Below are 21,264 nucleotides of genomic sequence, written 5' to 3'. Positions count from 1 at the left end.
CCCGTCACCGTAGGTACTGCCTGGGCCCGGTACGAGAGCCAGTTGCGCCGTGCCCGAGGGGTCCAGATGGCGACCGACTGTACCGGTCGCGAGGAGGTGTCGAAGGGTGATCTCGCGGACCGGGACGGTGACCGTTTCGCTTCCCCGGCAACGGGGAAAGCGCACCGTGAGCGTCCACAATGTACTCGAATCGTGATGCGGGCGCGGTCCGGCGGTATAAAGACGGGTGGGGCCGCCGAGGATCGGCGGCCCCACCCGGGGTACGACACGAGGTCAGGGCTGGACGGCCTTCTCGACGTCGGTGAGCATGGCGTCGACGCCGTGCAGCAGCTCGGTGAGCTCGGCCTCGCCGGCCACCAGTGGCGGCGAGATCATCAGCATCGTGGCGCCGCGGTCGTCGCCGCGCAGGATCACGCCGGTGCGGCGGAACGCCTCGGGCAGCACCTCGCGCAGGACCTTGAGCGACTCGGCCTCGGTCAGCTCCCGGCCGCTCCGGTGATCGGCCATCAGCTCGATCGCGTAGAAGAACCCGGTCCCGCGGACGTCCTTGACACAGCGGTGGGCGTCCTTGAGCGCGTGCAGCGCGGCGGACAGCCGCGGTGCCTCGGCGCGGACGTGCTCGAGCACGCCTTCCTCGCGCATCGCGGTCAGGTTCGCCACGGCCGCGGCGGTCGCGACCGGGTGCCCGCCCCAGGTGGCGCCGTGGGTGAAGACGCCGCCCTTCGGTGAGTCGTAGAGCTCGGTGACCAGCCGCTCGCGCACGATCAGCCCGCCGAGCGGCGCGTATCCGGACGTCGAGCCCTTGGCGAAGGTGATCATGTCCGGCACGACGCCGGTCAGGCCGTGGCCGAACCAGTGCCCGAGCCTGCCGAACGAGCAGATCACCTCGTCGGAGACCAGCAGGATGCTGTACCGGTCGCACAGCGCCCGCAGCGCGGGCCAGTAGCCGTCGGGCGGTACCAGCGCGCCCCGGCCGTTCTGCACCGGCTCGGCGAACAGCGCCGCGATCGTCTCCGGGCCCTCTTCGAGGATGACCGTCTCGATCGCCTTGACACAGTCCAGTTCTTCGGCGGGCCCGCAGTCGCCGAGCAGGCCGAGGGTGTTCGGCACGTGCCGGACGCCGGGCAGCAGCGGGCCGAACGGGTCCTTGATCTTCGGCAGGCCGGTCACCGACAGGGCACCCAGCGTGGTGCCGTGGTAGGCCATGTCGCGGGCGATGATCTTCGTCCGCTCGGGCCGCCCCTGGCTGCGGTGGTACTGCCGCGCGAACTTCAGCGCCGTTTCGACGGCCTCGGAGCCGGAGTTGACGAAGAACGTGGTGCCCAGGTCGCCGGGCGCCAGCTCGGCGATGAGCGAGGCCGCCGCGATGGCCGGGTGGTGCGCCGAGCCCCAGTTGCTGGCGTAGGCCAGGGTGCCCACCTGGTCGGCGACGGCCTTGGCGACGTCGGCCCGGCCGTGCCCGATGTTGACGCAGAACAGCCCGGCGAGGCCGTCGAGGTGGCGGCGGCCCTCGGTGTCGACGAGGTGGCAGCCCTCGCCGCGCACGAACACCGGGAAGTCGCTGTCCCAGGTGTCCTTGCGGGTGAAGTGCGGGCCGAGATGGCGGCGAGCCTGCGCTCGCAGCTGGGTGACGTCCACCGGAGACCTCCTTCAAGGCGCGAGTGTGTGGTCCGACTCTCGCAACCGGGCTGGTCCGCGCCCAGCACCAGAAACGTGCGTTCCGACGGGTCCAGATGGGGTCGCGCTCAGGCGTCCAGCAGCTCGCGGCAGGCCCGGCCGAGCAGGCGGATCCCGGGTTCGATCGCCCGGGGCGGGATGGCCGCGAACCCGACCCGGAAGTGGTTGCGGGGCGGGGTGTCGCCGAAGAAGAAGATGTCGCCGCCCTCGACGAGGACACCGTCGCGTTCGGCGCGCTCCACCAGCTTCCGGCAGTCCAGTGTGGACGGTCCGGACACCCACAGGCTCACCCCGCCCGGCGGGTACGGTCCCTGCGGCCACGGCAGGTGCTCCTCGACCGCCGCGCACGTCGCCTCCCACTTGCGCATCAGTTTCGTGCGGTAGCGGCGCAACGACCGCTGGTACTCCCCGCTGTCGATGAGCAGGGCCAGCGCGCGCTGCAGGTGACCGGGCGGATGCCGCAGCACGTAGCGGCGGATCTCGCGCAGTTCCCGGACCAGCTCGCGCGGCGCGACGAGGTAGCCGAGCCGCAGGCCGGGGGACAGGAACTTCGAGAACGTGCCGAGATACACGACGTCGCCCGAGCCGTCGAGCGCCTTGAGCGCGGGGGTCGGGCTGCCGTGGTAGCGGAACTCGCTGTCGTAGTCGTCCTCGACGAGCACCGTGCCGGCCGCCGCGGCCAGTTCGACCAGCCTGCGGCGGCGGCCGATGCTCAGCGTGACGTTCGTCGGGTGGTGATGGCTGGGCGTCAGGTACAACAGGTCGACGTCGGTGAGCTCGGCCGGTGGGCGCAGGCCGCTCTGGTCGACGTCGAGCCCCCGCACCGCGGCGCCGGTGCGCAGGAAGATGTGCCGCGCGTCGAGATAGCCCGGGTTCTCCATCCCGACCCGCTGCTCCGGCCCGAGCAGCGCGCGTCCGAGCAGGTCGAGGCCCTGCTGCGAGCCGACGGTGATGAGCACCTCGGCCGGGTCGGCCTCGATCCCGCGGGCGGTGAGCAGGTGCTTGCACACCATCTCCACCAGCATCGGGTCGTCCGAGCCGACGCTGTCCTGCAACGCGGGGAAGACGTGCGGCCGGTACAGCGCGTCGCGCAGGCAGCGGGCCCACGACCGGGCCGGGAACGCGGTGACGTCCATCTGGCCCGCCACGAACGGATAGGGATAGGCGTGCCAGTCGGCGCGTTTTTCGACGTGCGGCACGTCGGCGTCCGGATACCGGCGGACCCGGGTCCGCCAGTCGATCCGCGGCCTCTTCGTGTGTTCCTGCACCGCGCAGTGCGGCCGCATCTCCGCGTTGACGAACAGGCCGCTGCGTTCCCTGCTCTCCACGAACCCCTCGGCCACCAGTTCCTGGTAGGCGAGGTTGATGGTGTTGCGGGAGACGCCCAGCTGCACCGACAGCTCCCGGGAGCTGGGCAGGCGGTGCCCCGGGTCGAACGTGCCGACCGCGATGCCGTGCTCGAGGGCGCGCCGTACCTGCCGGTACAGCGGCTCCGGCGACGACCGGTCGATCTCGATCAGCGTACGGGGCACCGTTGCTCCTCGCCGAGGTCTGGGCGACCGAAACTTAACCCGAACGGGTGCCGCCCGGCTAGCCCAGCGCGGTCTCCGGCGCGACCGCGGTCAGCCCGTGCGCGGCCGCCACCGGCTCCGAGGTCAGGACGCCGTCGACGGTGCTGACACCGCCGCGCAGCTCCGGGCGCCGCTCGATCGCCGGCCGCAGGCCGTGGTTCGCCAGCTCCAGCGCGTAGGGCAGGGTCACGTTCGTCAGCGCGTGCGTCGAGGTGTGCGGGACCGCGCCCGGCATGTTCGCGACGCAGTAGAACACCGAGCGGTGCACCGGGAACGTCGGGTCCGCGTGCGTGGTCGGGCGGGTGTCCTCGAAACAGCCGCCCTGGTCGACGGAGATGTCGACGAGCACACTGCCCGGCTTCATCCGTGAGACGAGGTCGTTGGAGACCAGGCTGGGTGCCTTCGCCCCGGGCACCAGCACCGCGCCGATCACCAGATCGGCCTCCAGCACGGCCTGTTCGATCGAGTAGGCGTTCGCCGCCGCCGTGCGGATCCGGCCCTGGTACATCCGGTCCGCCGCGCGCAGCTTGTCGACGTTCTTGTCGAACAGCACCACGTCGGCCCAGCTCCCGGCCGCCCCGGCGACCGCGTTCATCCCGGCGACGCCCGCGCCGAGCACCACCACCCTGGCCGGGGCCACCCCGGACACACCGCCGATCAGCACGCCACGGCCGCCGTTGGCCCGCATCAGCGTCTGCGCGCCGACCTGCGGCGCCAGCCGCCCGGCGACCTCGCTCATCGGGAACAGCAGGGGCAGCGACCCGTCCGGCAGCTGCACCGTCTCGTAGGCCACCGACGTCGTGCCCGCCGCCAGCAGCGCCCGCGTGCACGGCTCGCTCGCGGCGAGGTGCAGGTAGGTGAACAGCAACTGGCCCGCGCGCAGCCTGCCGTACTCCTGCTCGACCGGCTCCTTGACCTTGAGCACGAGTTCGCCGGTGGCCCAGACGTCGTCGGCGCCGTCGAGCACCTTCGCGCCGGCGGCCGCGTAGTCCTGGTCGGCGATGGACGAGCCTTCGCCCGCGCCCCGTTCCACGAACACCTCGTGCCCGGCCGAGACGAACTCGTGCACGCCGGCCGGGGTGAGGGCCACCCGGAACTCGTTGTCCTTCACTTCCCGGGGAACACCGATCCGCATTTCCCGCTCCCATCCGTTGACACCGTCGCTGTCGGACCAGCTGAGCGTCCGGGATGACTGGCCTCCCCAGAAGGGCCAGAACGCGTTCGTTCGAAGGGACCAGCCCGGCGCCGGGCGTCCGGTTCTGGGAATTCTCTGTGAAAGTCCGGTACGACGTGGCGGCGTGCCCCGTGCCCTCGGTGCACTGGGAACCATGCCGGAGACACGGATCCTGGTCGTCGACGACGACGATTTCCTGGCGGACGCGGTGTCGACCGCCCTGCGGTACGAGGGGTTCGGCACCACGATCGCCGGGAGCAGGGCGGCGGCCATCGAGGCCGTGCCGCGTTACCGGCCCGATCTCGTGGTGCTGGACATCCTGCTGCCGGACGGGTCGGGGCTCGATCTCTGCCGGGCGCTGCGCCGGTCCGCGTGCGCGGTCCCGGTGGTGTTCCTGACCGCGCGGGACGAGACCGAGGAACGCATCGCGGGGCTGACCGCGGGCGGGGACGACTACCTGACCAAGCCGTTCAGCCTCGGCGAGCTGATCGCCAGGATCCGCGCCGTGCTGCGGCGGTCCGGCGTCGCGGGCGGTCCGGCGCCGCTGGTCGTCGGGGACCTGGAGATCGACGAGGCCGGGCACCGGGTCCTGGTCGGCGGCCGCCCGGTGGAGCTGACGCCGACCGAGTTCCGGTTGCTGCGCTACCTCGCGGTCAACGCGGGCACGGTACTGACCAAGGGCCAGATCCTGGATCACGTGTGGCGCTACGACTTCGGCGGCAACGACGGGGCGGTGCAGACCTACATCAGCTATCTGCGCCGTAAGGTGGACACCGGCAGGCCCCGGCTGATCCACACCGTGCAGCGGGTCGGCTACGTGCTGCGCCCGCCGGAATCCGCCCCGTGAGGCGCGCGCTCCCGGCGCTGTCGCTGCGCACCCGGCTGGTGCTCACCGTCGGCGCGCTGCTGCTGCTGGCCGGAATACTCCCGCTCGGCATCGCGACGAGCCGCACCCTGTCCGAATGGCGAACCAGCCGCGACACCGACACGCTCAACGCCGCCGCCCGCGCGGTCGCCGCCGACCTGGCGCAGGGCGGCAGGCTCGTCCGGACCCCGCTGCTGACCGCGCTCGCCGAGCGCGGTGACGTGCCGTCGTTCTTCCAGCTGCGCCGCACCGACGGGACGGTGGTGCAGACGATGTCCAGTGGCGCGGCCCCACCCGCCACGGCACCGGGGCGGCCCGCGCCCGAGGGCTGGCTGCTGCACGTCGAACCGGTGGGCCCTGGCACGGAACTCGTCGTCGGCACGCACACCGCGGTCGCCGAGCAGCTGCTGGGCCGGATCCGGCGGCCGGTGCTGGTCCTGAGCGCGGTCGCGCTGGCCGGGGTGCTCGTGCTCGCCGTGTGGCTGGTCCGCCGGGAACTGCGGCCGCTGGACCGGATCGCCCGCACCGCGCAGGCGATCGGCCGCGGCGACCTCACCCAGCGCGTCGGGCCCGCCGACCCGCGCACCGAGGTCGGCAGGCTGGGCCGCGCGCTGAACGACATGCTCGGCCAGCTGGAAACCGCTTTCGAGAAACGCCGCGCCTCCGAACAACAGCTCCGCACCTTCCTCGCCGACGCCTCGCACGAGCTGCGCACCCCGGTGGCGACGATTCGCGCCTACGCCGAGCTGTTCCGCCGCGGCGCCGCGGACCGGCCCGCCGACCTGGCGCGGGTCACCGCGCGGATCGAGAGCGAGGCCGAACGCATGGGCGTGCTCGTCGACGAAATGCTGGTACTGGCGCGGCTCGACCAGGGCAGGCCGCTCGACCTGCGGGACACCGACCTCAACGAGCTCGCCGCGGACGCCTTCGCCGCCGCCCGCGCCACCGAACCCGCCCGCCCGCTGCGGCTGGTGCCCGCCGGGGCGCCGGTGGTGCTGCGGTGCGACCCCATCCGCGTCCGGCAGCTGCTCGACAACCTGCTCGCCAACGTCCGCGCGCACACCCCGCCCGGGACCGCCGCGACGCTCACCGTCGGCGTCGACGGGGGCTTCGCGACGATCGACGTCGCCGACGCCGGGCCGGGGATCCCCGCCGCGGACCGCCCGCACGTCTTCGACCGGTTCCACCGCGCCGCGCACACCCGCGGCGGCGGCACCGGTCTGGGCCTGGCCCTCGTGGCCGCCATCGCCGCGGCGCACCACGGCGGCGCGAGTGTCCACATCGGACCCGGCGGGATCGGGACCCGGCTCCACGTCGAACTTCCGCTGACCGGGTGAAACCGTTTTCTCAGGCGGGTTCCGGCACGGCGCCGGGTGCCGCCCCGGTCAGGGCCCGTTCGTCCCGCAGGATCCGCCAGCAGAAATAGCCGCACACACTCAGCGCGGGCAGGCCGCCGAGTGTGCAGATGATGCCGAGCGGGACCACGGACCCGGCCAGGTACAACGGCACCAGTATCGCCAGGCTGAGCGCGGCCTTGGCCAGGAACACCGCCGTGCACAGCTGATAACGCCGCCGCCGCACCGGATCCCGCCGCCAGCCCGCCCGCGCGCCCCGGCCGATCAGCACCCCGGCCACCGGCCACCGGACCAGCATCGACACCAGGAGGACCAGCCCGCCCCCCGCCGTGAAGAGCACGTTCGGCAGGTAGAAGTCCGCCCCTCGGCCGCTGCTGCCGGCGAGCGTGGCGCAGACGCCCACCATCAGCAGCGCGCCCGCCGCCTGCCACCAGTTCCGGTCGGTGCGCACCCGCACGACCGCGAACACCAGCACCGCGCCGACGGCGATCAGCGCGGAGACGACCACGCGGCCGGTCACCAGGTACGCGAGCAGGTAGACGACCCGGGACGCGATGACCTCCGCGACCGTATACCAGCCGCCCACCGCGGCGAACAGACGCGGCGAATTCCTTGTCAGCAAGTCGAATCTCATGTCGTCCACGGTGCGGCGGTGATCTCCACGTTTTCTGGGAGAGCCCTGCGAATCCGCTGCGAATCGGTGCCCGCGCTTTCGTTCGTGCCTCAACGATCACTCCCCGTGCGCGGGGACCGGTCCCGGCGCACGGGCCGCACACTCGGCGGCAACCGCTACTCGTCGAAGGATTCGGGGGAGCGAGATGGAACACCCGCCGTACGTCCCGCCGGAGGAGCCGCCGGCGCGCCGGTCCCACGACCCGGTGGCCGTCGCGCTCGGCAACGCTTCGCTGGTGGGCGTGGGCTATCTGCTGCTGCGGCGGCGCTGGTTCGCCGTCCTCACCGGACTGGTCACGATCGCGCTCGTCACCCTGCTCGTCACGGTCGCCAGAACGGTGTGGTTCGAGTTCGTCGTGCTGCTCTGGTGGATCGCGCTCATCGCGCACGGCTGGTTCCTCGCGCGCCGGGGCGCCGACCGCGTCGTGCGGCGGAAGCAGCGGCTGATCGCGCTCGCGGTCACCGTCCCGGTCCTGCTGGCGGTGGGATTCCTGCGGTTCGACGCCGCCCGGATCGAGGGGACGGTCACCGAGGCCCGCGCCACCGGCGACTGCGCGCGGGCGGACGCCGCGCTGGGCCGGGTGTGGTTCGGGCACCGGGTCGCCGACGCCCCGATGACCGTACGGGGCGAGGGGACCACGCGGGCGTGCGCGCGGATACGAGACGCGAAGACCCGGCTCGCCACCGCGCTGACCGGGGACATCGATTCCCTGAAAACGGGTTTCGACGAACTCGGCACGGTTCTCGCGAGGCAGCCCGGCCACGAGAAGATGGTCGGCGTGGCCCTCGACGGGTTCCTGGCCGGGCTGCCCGCCAAGGATCCGTGCCACACCGCCGTGATCACGGACTGGATTTCCGGACGGCACAACGACAGAACGGTGCTGGACCGCGCGGCCTCGGTCGTGCCGAGGACCGCGCCCCCGGCGCTCGTCGGGTGTGGCGACCAGTTCGCGGGTGCCGCACAGTGGGAACAGGCGCGGACGCGATACCAGCAGCTCCTGGACCGGTACCCCGGCCACGAACTCGCCGCCGGTGCCGCGGAGGGGGTCAAGAAGAGCACCCTGGCCCTCGAACTGGCGAACGTGCGCGGCCTGCTGGGCAGCTCCGCCGCCCGGCGACCGGTCTACTGTGACCGGCCCGCCCAGTACGGCGGTGCTCCCGCCTACGCCAAGGGCGCGGCCAACCGCGCGTTGTTCTACGGCGACGGCGAATACCCGGCCAAGCTGCCCGCCGAGTGGCGGGCGGGCGACGTCGCCGACGCCGTGCTGGTGGTCTGCCTCGGCGATCGGGGGTACGGGGCTCCCGTCCAGACCTGCCCGTACACCAGCTCCAGCGCGCCCGGTGTCGTCGGGAACGTGACCTTCCACAAGATCGCGATCCCGGTGCGGGCCTACGAGCTGCGGACCGGGAAGCTCGTGACCGACACCAGGGTGGAGATCGGCGGCGCGAGCTGCCCGCAGCACTTCACCGTGCCCCACCACGTCGGCGGCCCGCCCCCGCGGCAGTACGTCAGCCCGTCCGACGCGGACCTCCGTGCCGGGTTCGCCCCCGTGGTCAGGTGATCTCGACGATCCACTGTGGACGCCGGGGAACGCCTGCCGGGAAAGCGGAATCGCGTACCGCCTCGCACGCCGGTCAGTGGTACCGACGTGTGGGGCGGCTTCGGGTTGCCCCGGTGCGGGCAATCCCACAGGGCCGAACCCGGTGTGCGATGTGGACGTCTTCCCGGATGAAGGCGATCGAAGTCAATGAATCACCTCTTCGATCGTCCGCCCCGGGCGGAAAGCCCGCCCGGACGCGACCGGAAAGGGGCAACCATGACCGTCCGCACCCATCTTCGCCGCACCGTCGCCGTTCTCGCTGTCGCGGGCGCGACCGCGGGGATGACCGCGCTCGCCGCGGGTACCGCCAGCGCCGAGGGCGGCTACGGCCCGAGCGTGTTCCCCTGTACCGCCAACCAGTTCAGCGGCAAGGTGGTCTACGGCGGCGCCGGCGCGGGAAACCGCAACGCGGCCATCCAGTTCACCGCCAATCCGGGCGAGCGGTGCTCCCTGCCGGGCAAGCTCGGCGTCGATCTCGTGGGCGCGCGCAACGTGCTGGTCGACAACCAGGCCCCGGCCGACGCGCCCGCCGTCGTGCTCGCCGACGGCTCCTCGGCGTATGTCCCGCTGCACTGGACCGCCATCGAGGCCGAGGCCCAGCAGCAGACCCCCAACGGTCTCACGTTCACCGCCCCGTCGGACTCCAATCCGCACGGTGACCACATCGATCCGAACGTCACCCTCGGCTGGGATCTCGGCCCGGTCGATGCCGGCGCGGACAGTCACACCCTCGACGTCGGCGCGCTGACCAGGGGTACCGCACCCACGGCCTGACCAGCCACGGGCATCAGTAACACGAAAACACTTGCGCAATCGTTTGACTGTTGCGGGGAAGGCGGGTTGACTGGGCGGCGAGGGGCCACCGGAGGAGGTGAGGACGTGAGTCCGTCGCACAGTCGTATCCCGGCCGTGAACGCACACCTTCCCGGAGGTCACCATGATCCGCACCCCTGCCGTGGGGCGGCGTCCGATGTGGACGGCGCTGACCCGGTTCCGGCACCGCCGTCGCGGAGCCGGGTATGAGGAACTCCTCGCGCAGGCGCGTCGCGAGTTCGAGTGCGACGTGCTCGCCTCGCTCCCGGCGAACCTGGTCGCCGAGTCGCCGGGGGTGCCCGTGGTGGTGCTGTCCGTAGGGCTGACCCTGGCCGAGCGGGGCGCGTCGCTGGGCGCGCTGTGCGCCTGCCTCGAAGTGACCCGCGAACAGGCGCGGACACTGCTGTTCTACGCGCGGCGCCGTGACGGTGGCACCGCGCTGCCGGGGCCCGAGCTGTATCCGTGGTGCTGACCCTCGCGCCGGGTAGGCTGGGCCGATGAAGGCCGCTGAACTGAAGAAGGTCTGTCTCGAACTGACCGGTGCGCGCGAGGAGTTCCCTTTCGGCGAGGAGAACAGCGTTTTCAAGGTGGCGGGCAAGATGTTCGCGCTGAGCCCGTTACGGCAGCGGCCCCTGCGGGTCAGCCTGAAGTGCGATCCGGACGTCGCCGTGCAGCTGCGCGGCCAGTACCCGGCCGTCACCGCCGGGTACCACCTGAACAAACGGCACTGGAACACGGTGCTGCTGGACGGCTCGGTGCCCGACGGTCTCGTCCGGGAGATGGTCGAGGACTCCTACGACCTGGTCGTCGCCGGGCTGCCGCGCCGCGAGCAGGAGAAACTGCACTGGGTGGCGCTGGCCGGGGAGTGACCCCGGCCAGCGCGCCCCGGCCCGTGCTCGTGGTCAGGTGCCCGCCAGCACCTCCGCCAGCGCCGTCGCGGTGCCGGGATACCGGTCGAGCAGCGCCACACCCGCCGGCGTGGCCTCCTCCCAGTCGACGGGCCAGCCCAGCAGGGTCGCCACGGCCTCGCAGGTCGCCGGGTGTTCGGCCAGCAGCGCCGCGCCGGCTCCGGTCGCGGGGGTGATTTCGGGCGGTGCCGACGGTTCCGCCCCGGCCCGCCAGGGCGGGACCCACTCGTCGAGCGCGGCGAGGCGGCCGGGGAAGAGCCGCCCGGCCTCGCGGACGAGCAGCGGCACCAGCTCGGCTCCCTGGGCACGCAGGGTGGTGATCAGCGTGGGCAGCCACGGCAGCAGCACCGTGTCCGGGAGGTCGGCGAAGGCGTGGGACACCGCCTCGACGACGAAATCGGCCAGGCCGGGCGCCGGGACGAGCGCGTGCACGAACCCGCTGAGGTAGCGCGGATAGGCGGGCAGGACCAGAGGACTGGACAGCAGCTCGGCACAGCGCGCCCGCAGCTGCGCGCGGGACATCCGCCCGAGCTGCACCCGCGCCGCCCACAGCAGGGCCACCTTCGACGGTTCCTCCGGGTGCGATCCGGCGACGGAGAGCTCCAGCTGCGCGCGGTCACAGCCCAGCGACAGGGCCAGCGACTCCATGCCGAACAGGAAGCCCAGCATCGCGGCGACCTGGCCGACACCCGCCTCCTCGTCGGCGAACGCCGTCGGCAGCAGGGTGCAGTAATGCGCGTACCCGGTCTTGACGAAGCGCTCGATCCAGCGCGGGAGCGCCGGTTCACTGGTCCGGTAGAACGCCAGCAGCCTGCGTACCCGGCTCAGCACCTCCGGCGCGCCGTCGACGGTGCGTTCGGTGGCCAGCACCTCCAGCGCCCTGGCGCCCAGCTCGCCGGCCAGCCGGGCACTGCCCAGGTACAGTGTCGCGTCCTCGACGGCCTCGAGCACCGTCGCGGCGGTGGCCCTCGGGTGGTACGCGGCGCGCCGGAGCCGTTGTTCCAGCACCTGTTCGACGCTGACGCCCTCGTATCCCAGCTCGATCAGGGCCCGCTGGTGGGTGCCCAGCGCGAGGTCCCACGACTCCTGGATCGGCCGCTCGCCGAGCCGCCGCTCGCCCATGATCGGCCGTGCCGCCCCCGGCGGCATCAGGTACCGCAGCATCCACAGCACGTCCGAGCACGGCCCGAGTTCCGGCCGGGCGGCGACGTCGAGCAGCGCCCGCCGCACGCCCCGCTGCTGGAGCTTGAGACCGAGCGGCGCGAGCCGGTCGTGCACGTCACGCGCCAGCGGGGGCAGCGCGTCGTAGCCGACCTGGCCGATCCGGTCGCCGCCCAGCATGATCTCCACGAGGCGGCGCACGTCCCGCCTGCCCGGCACGACGTCCTTCTCGATGCAGGTGACCGCCGCGTCCTGGAAGTCGTACGGCGTGGGCTTGGCGCGTTCGCGCATGCCCGCCAGCAGGATCGACGTTTCGAACACGGCGATGGCGTCGGCGGTGGAGGCCAGGTACCCGTTGCGGCGGGCGGCCCGCACGATCTCCACCGACCAGCCCATCAGCTCGTCCTCGTCCAGCTGGTCGAGCACCGGCGGGCGCCGCAGGAACCCCGAGAGGTGATCCGAGGGCACGACGTCCGGGACGGGATCGGGCAGCGCCGCGGGTTTCTTCCGCGCGGGCGTGCCGGCCTGGCCGGTCAGCCGGAACGGTTTCACCTTGGTGCGCTTGAGGTTCTTCGTCCATTCGGTGGCGGCGATCGACACCGACCCCGCGGCGAGGCCGAACTGCGCCTCGATCGCCGCGTGGCTGGAGGGGATCAGGCCGTACTGCCAGGTGCTCGCGCTGCGCGGGCTGATCGCGAAACCGTCCGCGCCGCCCGCCCCGAACTCCGCGACCCGGCTGGCCGCGTGGAACGCGCCGCAGACGTACAGGCAGTCGGCCGGATCGGCGGCGGACGCGGCGAGGTGCTCGCGCATCCGCGTCCACATGTACCGCTCCCGGTCCTCGTCCACCCGCACCTGGTGCGGGTCACCGGGTGCGAGCCGCCGGAACAGGCTGCCGATCAGCAGCATGACCTGCCGGTAGGTGTCGTGGTCGCTGTCGCCGAGCGGCAGTTCGACGTACTGGTGCCACCACTCCGACCAGTGCCGCACCTTTCCGTGGCGCAGCAGGTGTTCTTCGAGTTCGGCGAAACGCGGCCGCAGACCGCCGATCTCCACCCCGACCGCGTCGCCGTGCAGCGCGGCCTCCTCCTCGGCGGGCGGCGTTCCCCGGTCCGCCGGAGTACCGGCCGCCGTGCGTTCGTCCCACTGGAAGACGTGGTCGGCGGAGCGGTCGACGAGCACCAGTTCGACCCCGGGGGTGTCGAGCGCGTAGGCGATCGCCTGGTACTCCGCCGAGGCCTCGGTGATCGGCGCGACCACCGACAGCGGCGCCCAGTCCGCCGGGAAACCGTCGACCTCGGTCGCGAAGGCCTGCACCGCCACCGGGAGGCGGCAGTTCCGCAGCTCGGTCAGCAGCGGGGCCATGTCCTCGCACAGCTCCAGGTAGACCACCTTCGGCTGCTTCTCCCGCAACCGCCGCGCCATCGCCACCGCCGAGGCGGGGGAGTGGTGGCAGACCGGGAAGATCTCCAGTGGTTCGGCCACCGCGCGGTCGACGTCGTCGACGAGGCCGAGCAGGATGCCCTCCAGCGCGTCCGGTCCGTCGGCGAAAGCGGCCGCGGCCTCCCGGAGCTGGCCGCGCAACGCCGCGAAGGCGCCGCTCACGAAAGCGTGGCGATCGCGTCGCGGCCGCCGTCGAGGAACTCCGGCCAGTCCCCGCCCTCGTCCTTGCTGCGCGGCTCGACCACGCCGTGCAGGTACTTGTTGAGGATGGCCAGATCCTCCGGCTCGCGCCGCGCCAGCGAGCCGACGAGCGAGGAGGCCAGTGTGCGGGCGGTGAGCGCGCGCTCGCCGAAGAAGTTGCTGTGCAGCACCGCGTCTTCGAGCACGCCGATCTGTTCGGCGGTGGACAGCGCGGACTCCAGCTTCTCGTCGTCGCTGCCCGCCGAGGCCGCCGCGGCGCGCAGGTCGCCGAAGCTGCGCAGCAGCACGTCCAGCAGCGTCGGCGGCACGTCCAGCTCGATCTGGTGCCGCCGCAGCAGTTCCTCGGTGCGGAAGCGGACGATCTCCGCCTCGCTCTTCTTGTTCGTCACCACCGGGATGCGGACGAAGTTGAAGCGGCGCTTGAGCGCGGAGGACAGGTCGTTGACGCCCCGGTCGCGGCTGTTGGCGGTGGCGATCACGGAGAATCCCGGCTTGGCGAAGACGATGTTGTCGCTGTCCAGTTCGGGCACCGAGATGTACTTCTCGGACAGGATGGAGATCAGCGCGTCCTGGACGTCGCTGGTGGACCGGGTCAGCTCCTCGAACCGGCCGATCGAGCCGGCCTCCATCGCGGTCATGATCGGCGACGGGATCATCGACTCGCGGGACTGACCCTTGGCGATGACCATGGACACGTTCCAGGAGTACTTGATGTGGTCCTCGGTGGTGCCCGCCGTGCCCTGCACCACCAGCGTGGAGTTACGGGAGATCGCGGCGGCCAGCAGTTCGGCCAGCCAGCTCTTGCCGGTGCCGGGGTCGCCGATCAGCAGCAGGCCGCGGTCGGAGGCGAGCGTGACGATCGCCCGCTCGACGATGCTCCGGTCGCCGAACCACTTCTGCGCGAGCTCGCGGTCGAGGCCGTCGGCGCGCTCGGTGCCGAGCACGAACCGGCGCACCATCTTCGGGGACAGGCGCCAGGCGAACGGCTTCGGGCCGTCGTCCACCGACTCCAGCCAGTCCAGTTCTTCGGCGTACTTGAGCTCGGCGGGGGCGCGCAACAGGTCGGACATGTCTGGCCTTTCAGGAAGTCAGGAAACTCTTGAGTTCGTGGACGAGCTTGGTGATGTGACCGGACAGCACCGGGGTGCCGAGATCCTTGAAGCGCTCCCGGAACCACGGGTTGACGCTGCCCCGGCCCGCGCTGGTGACCGAGCCGACCGGGATGAATCTCGCCCCGGACCGGTGGATCGCGCTCATGGCTTCGAACAGCTGTTCCTCGTGGCTTTCGTAGAAGTCGGAGATCCACACCACCACGGTGTCGCGTGGTTCGGCGATCTTCGGCTGGGTCAGCGCCATCGCGGCGGTACCGTCGGTGCCGCCCCCGAGATTGGTGCGCAGCAGCGTTTCGAACGGATCGTGCACCCACGGCGTGAGGTCGAGCGCCTGGGTGTCGTAGGCGATCAGGTGAACGTCCACTTTGGGCAGTCCGGCGAAGATCGAGGCCAGGATGGTGCAGTTGACCATCGAGTCCACCATGGACCCGGACTGGTCGACGACCGCGATGAGCCGTTGCGGCGTGGTCTTGCGCGCGGTGTGCCGGTAGTAGAGCCGGTCGACGTAGAGCCGTTCCTCCTCCGGGCTCCAGTTGACGAGGTTCTTCCAGATGGTGCGGTCGAGGTCGAGGTTCCGGAACACCCGCTTCGGCGGGACCGACCGGTCCAGCACGCCCGCGGTGGCCTTTTCCACCTGCGTGCGCAGCACCTCGGCGACCTCGTCGACGAAGCGGCGGATCAGGGATTTCGCGTTGGCCAGTGCCACGCCGGACAGATTGTCCTTGTCCCGCAGCAACTGCTCGATGAGCGACATGCTCGGGCTCAGCCGCGCGGCGAGCGCGGGATCGGCGAGCACCTCGCGCAGCCGCATCCGGCGGACGAGGTCGGCCTCGATGGCGCCCAGCTCCGGCCCGATCGCCGGGAGCAGCGTGCCGAGGTCCGGTGCCCGGCCACCGCCCGTGCCCGTCGCGCTGACGCCCCGGCCACCGGAAGCGCCGGCGCCGGACCCGGGACCACTGCCGCGCAGTTCACCCGGACGGCAGCCGAGCGCGCGCTCCAGCCAGCCAGCGTCGGCCTGCCAGCGGGCCAGCTGGGTAGCGGTGACCGCGCCGGAACCCGCGGCGAAGACGTTGAGCAGCACCTTCGACACCAGCGCCGCGCGGCGTACCTCGGCGGCCCTGTCCCGAGTGCCGGTGTCGCCGGGCTCGGGCGCCATCAGGCCGTCGAGCTCCGCGGCCAGCCCGGGATGACGCTGCACGAGCGAGTCGACGCCGACCGCCGGATCCAGCACCGCGGGCGGCAGCCCGATGTCCTCGACCACGGCGAGGCTCGCCGATTCGAGCGCGGCCTGCTCCTCGTGGTCGAACAGCCGGGCCAGCAGCCGCCAGTACAGGACCTGACGCCGGGTCTCCTGGGATTCGGTCATTTCCGCAACAGCCTTCCGGCGCGTTCGCGCAGCACCGCCGCGGCGTCGCTGGCGGCCTTCTCCGCCTTGAGCCCGGCCTTGTCGGTGGTGCCCCCGGCCCACGCCCCGGCGTGCACGGCGGTGGTTTTCTTGCGCACGGTGGTCTCGACGGCCATCGGCTGGAGGCGGAAGGCGCCCGCGTCCCAGCGGAGCAGCCCGAGGCACGCGCCGGAACCCGCGACCGCCTTCGGGGTGAGCGGGCCCGCGGCGGGGACGCGGCCGGTGTCCACGGGGAGCCGGTGCCCGGCGAGCACGAACACCGGCGCCTCCTCACCACCCTCGACGGTGTAACCCTCCAGGAAGACGGGAACGGCGATCCGCGCCGGGTGCCGGTCCAGCGGCGCGGTGGCCGCGAGGGCGGCGGTGGGCAGGGCCACCCGCGCGGTGGTGAACGGCTCGGCCGGGGCACCGGCGCGGGCGTGCTCGTCGTGCCACAGGAGGTCGCCCTCGGCAGTGACGGGCATCGCGGCGAGCTCCATCGAGCGGCCCTCGCCGAGCGCGGCGAGCAGGGACAGGTGCGGGCGCAGCAGCTGCCAGACACCGGCCCCGGTGATCGTGTCCGGTTTCGGCGCGGACGCGCCGGCCCGCACCAGCCGGGGCGCGCCGCCGTCCGTGGGCTCGAACACCGCGTGCACCTGGACCTGTGCCGCGGTCGAGTGCTCGTGCAGGTCGACACCGAGGGGCAGCAGACGGCCGGTGGCCGTACCCGCCGCACCGGCCGGGCCCGTGCCGGGCAGGGTCAGCAGGAGCGCCCGCGACCAAAGGTCACCCCAGCGGCGGGCCGGGACGCGGTCGAGCGCCGCGCCGGGACAGGACGCCGCGAGCTCGGCGGCGAACCCGTCGAGCAGGGTCGCCTGCCGCCGCTGGGACGGGTCCGCGAGCAGCGCGGAAACCACCGGCGCCGCACCGGAAACCAGCTCGTGGTCGATGCCCCGCCAGCCGGCGCGGGCGAGTTCGGCCAGCCAGGAACGGGCGGCGGCGGACGGGTTCGGCGCGGGGTCCCCGCCCGCGGTCACGACCGGCTCGCCGGTGAGCGGCCGGCCGGTCGCCTCCGCGATCCGGGCCGTCAGCGCGTCGTGGACCGAGCCGAACAACGCGGTGCGGGCGGCGGCGAAGGCGACGAAATGCTCCTCGTCGCCTGCCCCGGCGGCGATCTTCCCTGCCGCCTCGGCGACTCGTCCGGCCAGTGGCGAGCCCGCCACCGCGCCCGCCAGCTCGGCCAGGTCGTGTGCCTGGGCGGGCTGGGGCCGGAGGAACCCGGCGGTGAGCACCCGGTCGGCGGCGTCGATCGCGGCGAGCGCCTCGCCGACACCGGCGAGGGGGTCGGCGAGCAGATCGGCCCGCATCAGCCCGCCACCCTGGCCGGTGGGAACCACTGCATCTCCGGCAGCGGCGCGGTGGAGGGCGCGTGCTCCAGGTAGGCCAGATGCCGAAGGAACCGGCTGAACACCGACGCGGCGGCAGCGCTTTCCCCTTGCGCGGGCCGGGTTTCGCTCATCGCCGCGGCGATGGCGGTGGCACTCGGCTCGCCGTCGGGGAGCTCCACCCGCAGGTACCGCGCGACGCGCTCGGCGCCGTACTGCAGCGCCGATTCGGTGAGCAGGGCGAGGATGTGGTTGCAGAACGCGCCCCGCGCGCCGCCGCAGGGGCGGTTGTTGTTGGTGCTGCAGGCGAATTCGTACGTGCCTGCCGCGACCGACGAGACGTACACCCGCCCGATGTCCGACCCGCTGGACACCACGCCCTGCAGCCGCCCTTCGGCCAGCTCCACGAACGGGACCTTGGCGAGCTTGCGCGGGCGCGCGGGTGGCAGCACGCGGGCCATGCTCGATCCTTCCCAGTCTGACAACGCGTCATCTCCTTGCGGCGAGTGGTCGCCACGCCTCCTTGGCGGGGACGAAGGCGAACCTAGCGGCAGGCACCGACAATTCCGGATCCGCCCGGGTGAGAGCGGTTCCGGCAGGGGTTCGCCGGGGTCCGTCCGCCCGGGATTCCGGGCGGGCAGGGCAGTTCTGCCCTGGTGGGTGCCGCGCGCGGCGGCGACGCTTCCGGTGACCGGATGACCGGACAGGGAGGGATGGGTTGTGAGACGTCGGATTGCGCGATGGTGTGCGGTGGCGGCCGTGGCCGGGACCACGATGCTGACCGGGGCGGCGGGTGCCTCGGCGGACGACACGATGAACTGGGAATATCGGGCCTTCGGGTCGACGGTGGACAAGGCGGTGTCGGCCGTGCAGGCGCTCAAGGACACCTACGGCGGGACCCGGTGCACCGGGGTCGCCGCGAGCGCGGTGCGGTACTTCGGCTTCGACGCCGGGATGCAGTGCCAGATCCCGAAGTCCAGCTCCGCGAACATGCTCTACTGGAGCTCCGGAGCCTATGGCAGCTCGGTGGACTCGGCGCAGGCCGCGGCGCTCGAGATCGCCCGGCGGTCCGCCGGTCCTGGCGCCACGATGTGTGCGAGTTCCACCGGTTCGATCACGGTCGACTCCGGGTTCGGCATCGTGGTCAGCTGTTGGGTGGCCAAGATCGACGGCTCCCGGTACATGCCGTGGGTCCACCGGGGTGCGGGCAGTACGCTGGACTCGGCGATGAACTCCGCGGTGGTTTCGATCGAACCCGGCGACCGCATGTGCACCGGCGTCGGCGCCGGGCCCACCCGCGACGGGAACTGGAGTGCCGGGATCCAGTGCTACACACCGAAGTAGCCGGCACCGGATGACACGGGACACCGGCGTGGTCCGGGGAGCGGGACCACGCCGGTGTCTCACCGCGGGTGCGGCGAAAGCGACGAACGAGTCGTTTCTCCACTTGTTCCGTGGTGTGATTCTTGCGGGGTGGGAAAACGATCCGGTGACTCAGCACTTCTTCCAGGAGAAGTGGTAAATGGTGTCCACACTCGCGTGTTCGGTGTCCATTTCGATGAAGCTGCCCGCCTCCGGCGCCGAGCTGCCCGCGTTCGTGCGCAGTTCGGCGTTGATGTTCAGGTTGCGCTCCACGTCGCAGGGCGCGTAGATGAGCGCTTCGGCCGAATCGGTCATTTCCCACGTTCCGTGGAAGGGACCGGTCAGGGTGTGGGCGACCCGTGCCGTCGGCGAGGTTCCGCTGAAGTAGTAGTTCGCCTGTTCCAGCGCGCTCGCACCGTTTTCCAGGTGTGCGAAGCCACGATAGCCCACCTTCGCGACCGCGTAGGTGAACCCCTGCGGTACGTGGACCAGCACGTTGATCTGGCAGTTCTTCCGGAAGTCCGTGGCGGGTGCGTCGGCGCCGACGCGTGCCTTGAAGTTTCTGTAGTGCACGGTGAAAGACGTGTTGTCGGACGCGACGTCCGCGCTCGCGTCGGCCGTGCCGGCCGGACAACCGGACCCATTGATCGTCTTGATGTCGAGGGTGATCTTTTCGGTCGGCACCGGTGTCGCCGGGGAAACGGCGGGTGCGGTGAGCGGGGACAGGATCAGACCGACTGCGATCAGCATCCCGAGCATGACACTCCTTCCCGCGGATAATCCTCTTATCGCGCGCCAGCGATCGTAGCGCGGTCGTGGGGATTTCCATGGCCACTGAACGGAGTAACGCGACCGCGAAAAGTGGTGGGCGCTATTTGCGGCGGGCCGTGCGGGGATCGTGGTCTTGCGGCCGAACGGAGCAATTCCGCTTGGTCTCGGGGAATTCGTCCCATCTATTCGTGTTGTTTCCGGAGCGTCCCGGATGTGTGCCGGACGTTCGGGCGGACAGGTGGTCCAGACCGCTCCGGAGTTCCCGTTTTTGGCGGTCCGGCAAGCGGTTCCGCGCGATCAGCCCGCCGTGCTCCGGCGGAGACGCCACCGGCCGAGCACCGCGAGGGCGGGCTTGACCGGCAGCCATTCCCCGAAGCGGTAGTCGCGGGCCCGGACCAGCCGGGCCGCGAGGTCGGGACGCTGCCGCCACAGGTACACGCGCGCCTTCTCCGCGTGCAGGGAATGCGAAACGATCTTGATGTGGTCGGCGTCCTCGATCAGCGGGACGACGTTCCGGACGTTCTCCCAGGTGGACCGGCTCTCGGTCTCGACGGCCAGGTGGCCGCGGTAGCCGTGGAGCACACGCGCGTACTCCGCCATCAGGTCCGCTTCCGGCCGGGCGCCGCCCACCTGCCCTCCACAAAGGACGAGAACGGCCTCCGGGCCGCCGAGGGAGCGTATTCCGGCGCGGACCCGCCACCGGTTCACCGCGTTGATCCGCTTTCCCCGGTTGCGATACCCCAGCACGACGACGGCTTCCCGCCGCCCGTCGCGGGGAGCGGTGCCGAGGCGGCGCTTCGAGGCCAGCCAGTGCTCCGCTTCACCCCAGCCCAGCACCAGCAGGGTCAGGGCACAGGCGCTCGTCAGGGCCGTCTTCACGAGGAGCCACCTTAACCACCGCGCGGGTACCGCCGGTCCGCCCGGCGGGCGAGCGGGGGCGGTGGCCGGGTGCCGGAGCGTCCCGGTCGCTCGCCGCCGCCCCGGCCCAGGCCGCCAGCAGATGCTGGTGGCACATCAGGACCTCGCCGCCATCGGGATGGCTTCCCAGGCGAACCCGTCCGGGTCGGTGCACGATCCGGCGGCGGTGCCGAGCGCGATCCGGTGCGAGCCGGTGCCCTCGGGGGAGACCCCGGCGTCCTTGGCGAGCGCCCGGCGCCGGTACAGGGCCAGTTTGACCGAGCCGCCCCCGCCTTCGAACTCGACGTACATGCGGCCGAAGCTCTTCGCTACGGCGAAGCCCCGGTCGAGGTAGAACTTCTTGCTGGCGGTCACGTCCGCGACGCCGAGCAGCAGCACGACGTCGTCGATCCGGCGGGTCGCGGGGCCGGTGTCCTTCTTCGCCGAGGTCGCGATCTTCCAGATCGTCCCGTCCGGGGCCCGCACGACCCCGCCGTGGCCCCACATCGACTTCGCGACGGGCTTGAGCACCTCGGCCCCGGCTTCGACGGCGGCGTCGAACAGGGCGTGGACGTCGGCGGGCCGGGGCACGACGAGCGAAAGCGTGAACCCGCGGAAGCCGGTGGACGGTTCCGGAGACGGCCGGAACCGCAGCCGGGCGCCGAGCCCGAAGGCGGTGGTGTAGAAGCGTTCGGCGGCCGCGGGGTCGGCCACCTCGAGGGTGATGGTGTCGAGTGAGGTCATGCCGGAAACGCTAGGCCGGGCCCGGCCGCCGGTGCTTCTCGATTCCTGATCGTTCCTGGCGGCGCCGGGAGGCACTGTCCAGAAGTTGAACAGCGGATACGGCCGTCCGGGTGCATGATGTCTCGCACATTCGGCGCAGGTGTGCTTCCCGCCACCGGCGGCACGATC

19 protein-coding genes are annotated in these 21,264 nt (G+C 72.0%); 7 read left to right on the top strand and 12 right to left on the bottom strand.

Annotated elements, in window-relative coordinates:
• Window positions 1–273 precede the first annotated feature (273 nt).
• The 3 genes from ABD987_RS00160 to ald form a co-directional block, all read right to left on the bottom strand.
• On the bottom strand, window positions 274–1,638 hold the full coding sequence (locus tag ABD987_RS00160) for an aspartate aminotransferase family protein (RefSeq protein WP_345385455.1): 1,365 nt from the start codon (window positions 1,636–1,638) through the stop codon (window positions 274–276).
• 107 nt (window positions 1,639–1,745) lie between these two features.
• Window positions 1,746–3,209 (bottom strand): MocR-like pyridoxine biosynthesis transcription factor PdxR, encoded by a 1,464-nt coding sequence (gene pdxR / locus ABD987_RS00155; RefSeq protein WP_345385453.1) that lies wholly within the window; start codon window positions 3,207–3,209, stop codon window positions 1,746–1,748.
• 58 nt (window positions 3,210–3,267) lie between these two features.
• Window positions 3,268–4,383 (bottom strand): alanine dehydrogenase, encoded by a 1,116-nt coding sequence (ald, locus tag ABD987_RS00150; protein ID WP_345385451.1) that lies wholly within the window; start codon window positions 4,381–4,383, stop codon window positions 3,268–3,270.
• Between the two features lie 193 nt (window positions 4,384–4,576).
• Between ald and ABD987_RS00145 the strand changes: the two genes are divergently transcribed.
• Complete coding sequence (locus ABD987_RS00145) at window positions 4,577–5,269, top strand: response regulator transcription factor (protein ID WP_345385449.1); 693 nt, start codon at window positions 4,577–4,579, stop codon at window positions 5,267–5,269.
• Entirely contained in the window at window positions 5,266–6,624 is a 1,359-nt protein-coding gene (locus ABD987_RS00140) for a sensor histidine kinase (protein ID WP_345385447.1), read from the top strand. Before ABD987_RS00145 ends, ABD987_RS00140 begins: the two co-directional genes overlap by 4 nt.
• A gap of 10 nt (window positions 6,625–6,634) precedes the next feature.
• Here the strand turns inward: ABD987_RS00140 and ABD987_RS00135 are convergent, their stop codons facing one another.
• Window positions 6,635–7,276: a DUF3159 domain-containing protein gene (locus ABD987_RS00135; protein WP_345385445.1), complete on the bottom strand. Its 642-nt coding sequence runs from the start codon at window positions 7,274–7,276 to the stop codon at window positions 6,635–6,637.
• 184 nt (window positions 7,277–7,460) lie between these two features.
• Between ABD987_RS00135 and ABD987_RS00130 the strand changes: the two genes are divergently transcribed.
• The 4 genes from ABD987_RS00130 to ABD987_RS00115 all read left to right on the top strand — a co-directional run bounded on the left by ABD987_RS00130 (window position 7,461) and on the right by ABD987_RS00115 (window position 10,597).
• Entirely contained in the window at window positions 7,461–8,876 is a 1,416-nt protein-coding gene (locus ABD987_RS00130) for a tol-pal system YbgF family protein (RefSeq protein WP_345385443.1), read from the top strand.
• A gap of 255 nt (window positions 8,877–9,131) precedes the next feature.
• Window positions 9,132–9,689: a DUF4232 domain-containing protein gene (locus tag ABD987_RS00125; protein ID WP_345385441.1), complete on the top strand. Its 558-nt coding sequence runs from the start codon at window positions 9,132–9,134 to the stop codon at window positions 9,687–9,689.
• A 163-nt stretch (window positions 9,690–9,852) separates the two neighbouring features.
• The gene (locus ABD987_RS00120) at window positions 9,853–10,200 is read left to right on the top strand and encodes a hypothetical protein (RefSeq protein ID WP_345385439.1); all 348 of its coding nucleotides are present in this window, start codon (window positions 9,853–9,855) and stop codon (window positions 10,198–10,200) included.
• Between the two features lie 25 nt (window positions 10,201–10,225).
• Window positions 10,226–10,597: an MmcQ/YjbR family DNA-binding protein gene (locus tag ABD987_RS00115; RefSeq protein ID WP_345385437.1), complete on the top strand. Its 372-nt coding sequence runs from the start codon at window positions 10,226–10,228 to the stop codon at window positions 10,595–10,597.
• Between the two features lie 33 nt (window positions 10,598–10,630).
• On the opposite strand, the gene ABD987_RS00110 is transcribed toward ABD987_RS00115, so the two are convergent.
• Genes ABD987_RS00110 through ABD987_RS00090 form a run of 5 tightly spaced genes read right to left on the bottom strand, consistent with a single transcriptional unit; the run spans window position 10,631 to window position 17,783 of the window.
• On the bottom strand, window positions 10,631–13,402 hold the full coding sequence (locus ABD987_RS00110; protein WP_345385435.1) for a DUF5682 family protein: 2,772 nt from the start codon (window positions 13,400–13,402) through the stop codon (window positions 10,631–10,633).
• Window positions 13,399–14,511, bottom strand: a complete 1,113-nt coding sequence (locus ABD987_RS00105; protein ID WP_345385433.1) for an ATP-binding protein — start codon at window positions 14,509–14,511, stop codon at window positions 13,399–13,401. The genes ABD987_RS00110 and ABD987_RS00105 overlap by 4 nt, the downstream gene beginning before the upstream one ends.
• A gap of 10 nt (window positions 14,512–14,521) precedes the next feature.
• A complete protein-coding gene (locus ABD987_RS00100) occupies window positions 14,522–15,919 on the bottom strand; it encodes a VWA domain-containing protein (RefSeq protein WP_345385431.1) in 1,398 nt (465 codons plus the stop codon).
• Window positions 15,916–17,334: a hypothetical protein gene (locus tag ABD987_RS00095; protein WP_345385429.1), complete on the bottom strand. Its 1,419-nt coding sequence runs from the start codon at window positions 17,332–17,334 to the stop codon at window positions 15,916–15,918. Before ABD987_RS00095 ends, ABD987_RS00100 begins: the two co-directional genes overlap by 4 nt.
• Window positions 17,304–17,783 (bottom strand): hypothetical protein, encoded by a 480-nt coding sequence (locus ABD987_RS00090; RefSeq protein WP_345385427.1) that lies wholly within the window; start codon window positions 17,781–17,783, stop codon window positions 17,304–17,306. The genes ABD987_RS00095 and ABD987_RS00090 overlap by 31 nt, the downstream gene beginning before the upstream one ends.
• A 298-nt stretch (window positions 17,784–18,081) precedes the next feature.
• Here ABD987_RS00090 and ABD987_RS00085 point away from each other — a divergent pair, with 298 nt between their 5' ends.
• Window positions 18,082–18,666, top strand: coding sequence for a hypothetical protein (locus ABD987_RS00085; protein ID WP_345385425.1), 585 nt, complete (start codon window positions 18,082–18,084; stop codon window positions 18,664–18,666).
• 150 nt (window positions 18,667–18,816) lie between these two features.
• Here ABD987_RS00085 and ABD987_RS00080 read toward each other — a convergent pair whose 3' ends face one another.
• The 3 genes from ABD987_RS00080 to ABD987_RS00070 all read right to left on the bottom strand — a co-directional run bounded on the left by ABD987_RS00080 (window position 18,817) and on the right by ABD987_RS00070 (window position 21,096).
• The gene (locus tag ABD987_RS00080; protein ID WP_345385423.1) at window positions 18,817–19,443 is read right to left on the bottom strand and encodes a DUF4360 domain-containing protein; all 627 of its coding nucleotides are present in this window, start codon (window positions 19,441–19,443) and stop codon (window positions 18,817–18,819) included.
• A gap of 309 nt (window positions 19,444–19,752) precedes the next feature.
• Complete coding sequence (locus ABD987_RS00075; RefSeq protein WP_345385421.1) at window positions 19,753–20,334, bottom strand: YdcF family protein; 582 nt, start codon at window positions 20,332–20,334, stop codon at window positions 19,753–19,755.
• A 135-nt stretch (window positions 20,335–20,469) separates the two neighbouring features.
• Window positions 20,470–21,096: a VOC family protein gene (locus ABD987_RS00070; RefSeq protein ID WP_345385419.1), complete on the bottom strand. Its 627-nt coding sequence runs from the start codon at window positions 21,094–21,096 to the stop codon at window positions 20,470–20,472.
• Window positions 21,097–21,264: the final 168 nt, after the last annotated feature.

This window comes from Amycolatopsis samaneae (genome assembly GCF_039541975.1).
In the GTDB taxonomy this organism is placed as follows: domain Bacteria; phylum Actinomycetota; class Actinomycetes; order Mycobacteriales; family Pseudonocardiaceae; genus Amycolatopsis; species Amycolatopsis samaneae.
Note: the sequence above shows the minus strand (reverse complement) of the source record. Positions and strands in the feature narration are given on the sequence as shown.

Bases quoted from the DNA above. Each gene is read 5' to 3' on its own strand.
- ABD987_RS00105 (WP_345385433.1), bottom strand. From the start codon at position 14,511: ATGTCCGACCTGTTGCGCGCCCCCGCCGAGCTCAAGTACGCCGAAGAA.
- ABD987_RS00090 (WP_345385427.1), bottom strand. From the start codon at position 17,783: ATGGCCCGCGTGCTGCCACCCGCGCGCCCGCGCAAGCTCGCCAAGGTC.
- ABD987_RS00100 (WP_345385431.1), bottom strand. From the start codon at position 15,919: ATGACCGAATCCCAGGAGACCCGGCGTCAGGTCCTGTACTGGCGGCTG.
- ABD987_RS00130 (WP_345385443.1), top strand. From the start codon at position 7,461: ATGGAACACCCGCCGTACGTCCCGCCGGAGGAGCCGCCGGCGCGCCGG.
- ABD987_RS00135 (WP_345385445.1), bottom strand. From the start codon at position 7,276: ATGAGATTCGACTTGCTGACAAGGAATTCGCCGCGTCTGTTCGCCGCG.
- ABD987_RS00120 (WP_345385439.1), top strand. From the start codon at position 9,853: ATGATCCGCACCCCTGCCGTGGGGCGGCGTCCGATGTGGACGGCGCTG.
- ABD987_RS00125 (WP_345385441.1), top strand. From the start codon at position 9,132: ATGACCGTCCGCACCCATCTTCGCCGCACCGTCGCCGTTCTCGCTGTC.
- ABD987_RS00115 (WP_345385437.1), top strand. From the start codon at position 10,226: ATGAAGGCCGCTGAACTGAAGAAGGTCTGTCTCGAACTGACCGGTGCG.
- ABD987_RS00070 (WP_345385419.1), bottom strand. From the start codon at position 21,096: ATGACCTCACTCGACACCATCACCCTCGAGGTGGCCGACCCCGCGGCC.
- ald (WP_345385451.1), bottom strand. From the start codon at position 4,383: ATGCGGATCGGTGTTCCCCGGGAAGTGAAGGACAACGAGTTCCGGGTG.
- ABD987_RS00080 (WP_345385423.1), bottom strand. From the start codon at position 19,443: ATGCTCGGGATGCTGATCGCAGTCGGTCTGATCCTGTCCCCGCTCACC.
- ABD987_RS00145 (WP_345385449.1), top strand. From the start codon at position 4,577: ATGCCGGAGACACGGATCCTGGTCGTCGACGACGACGATTTCCTGGCG.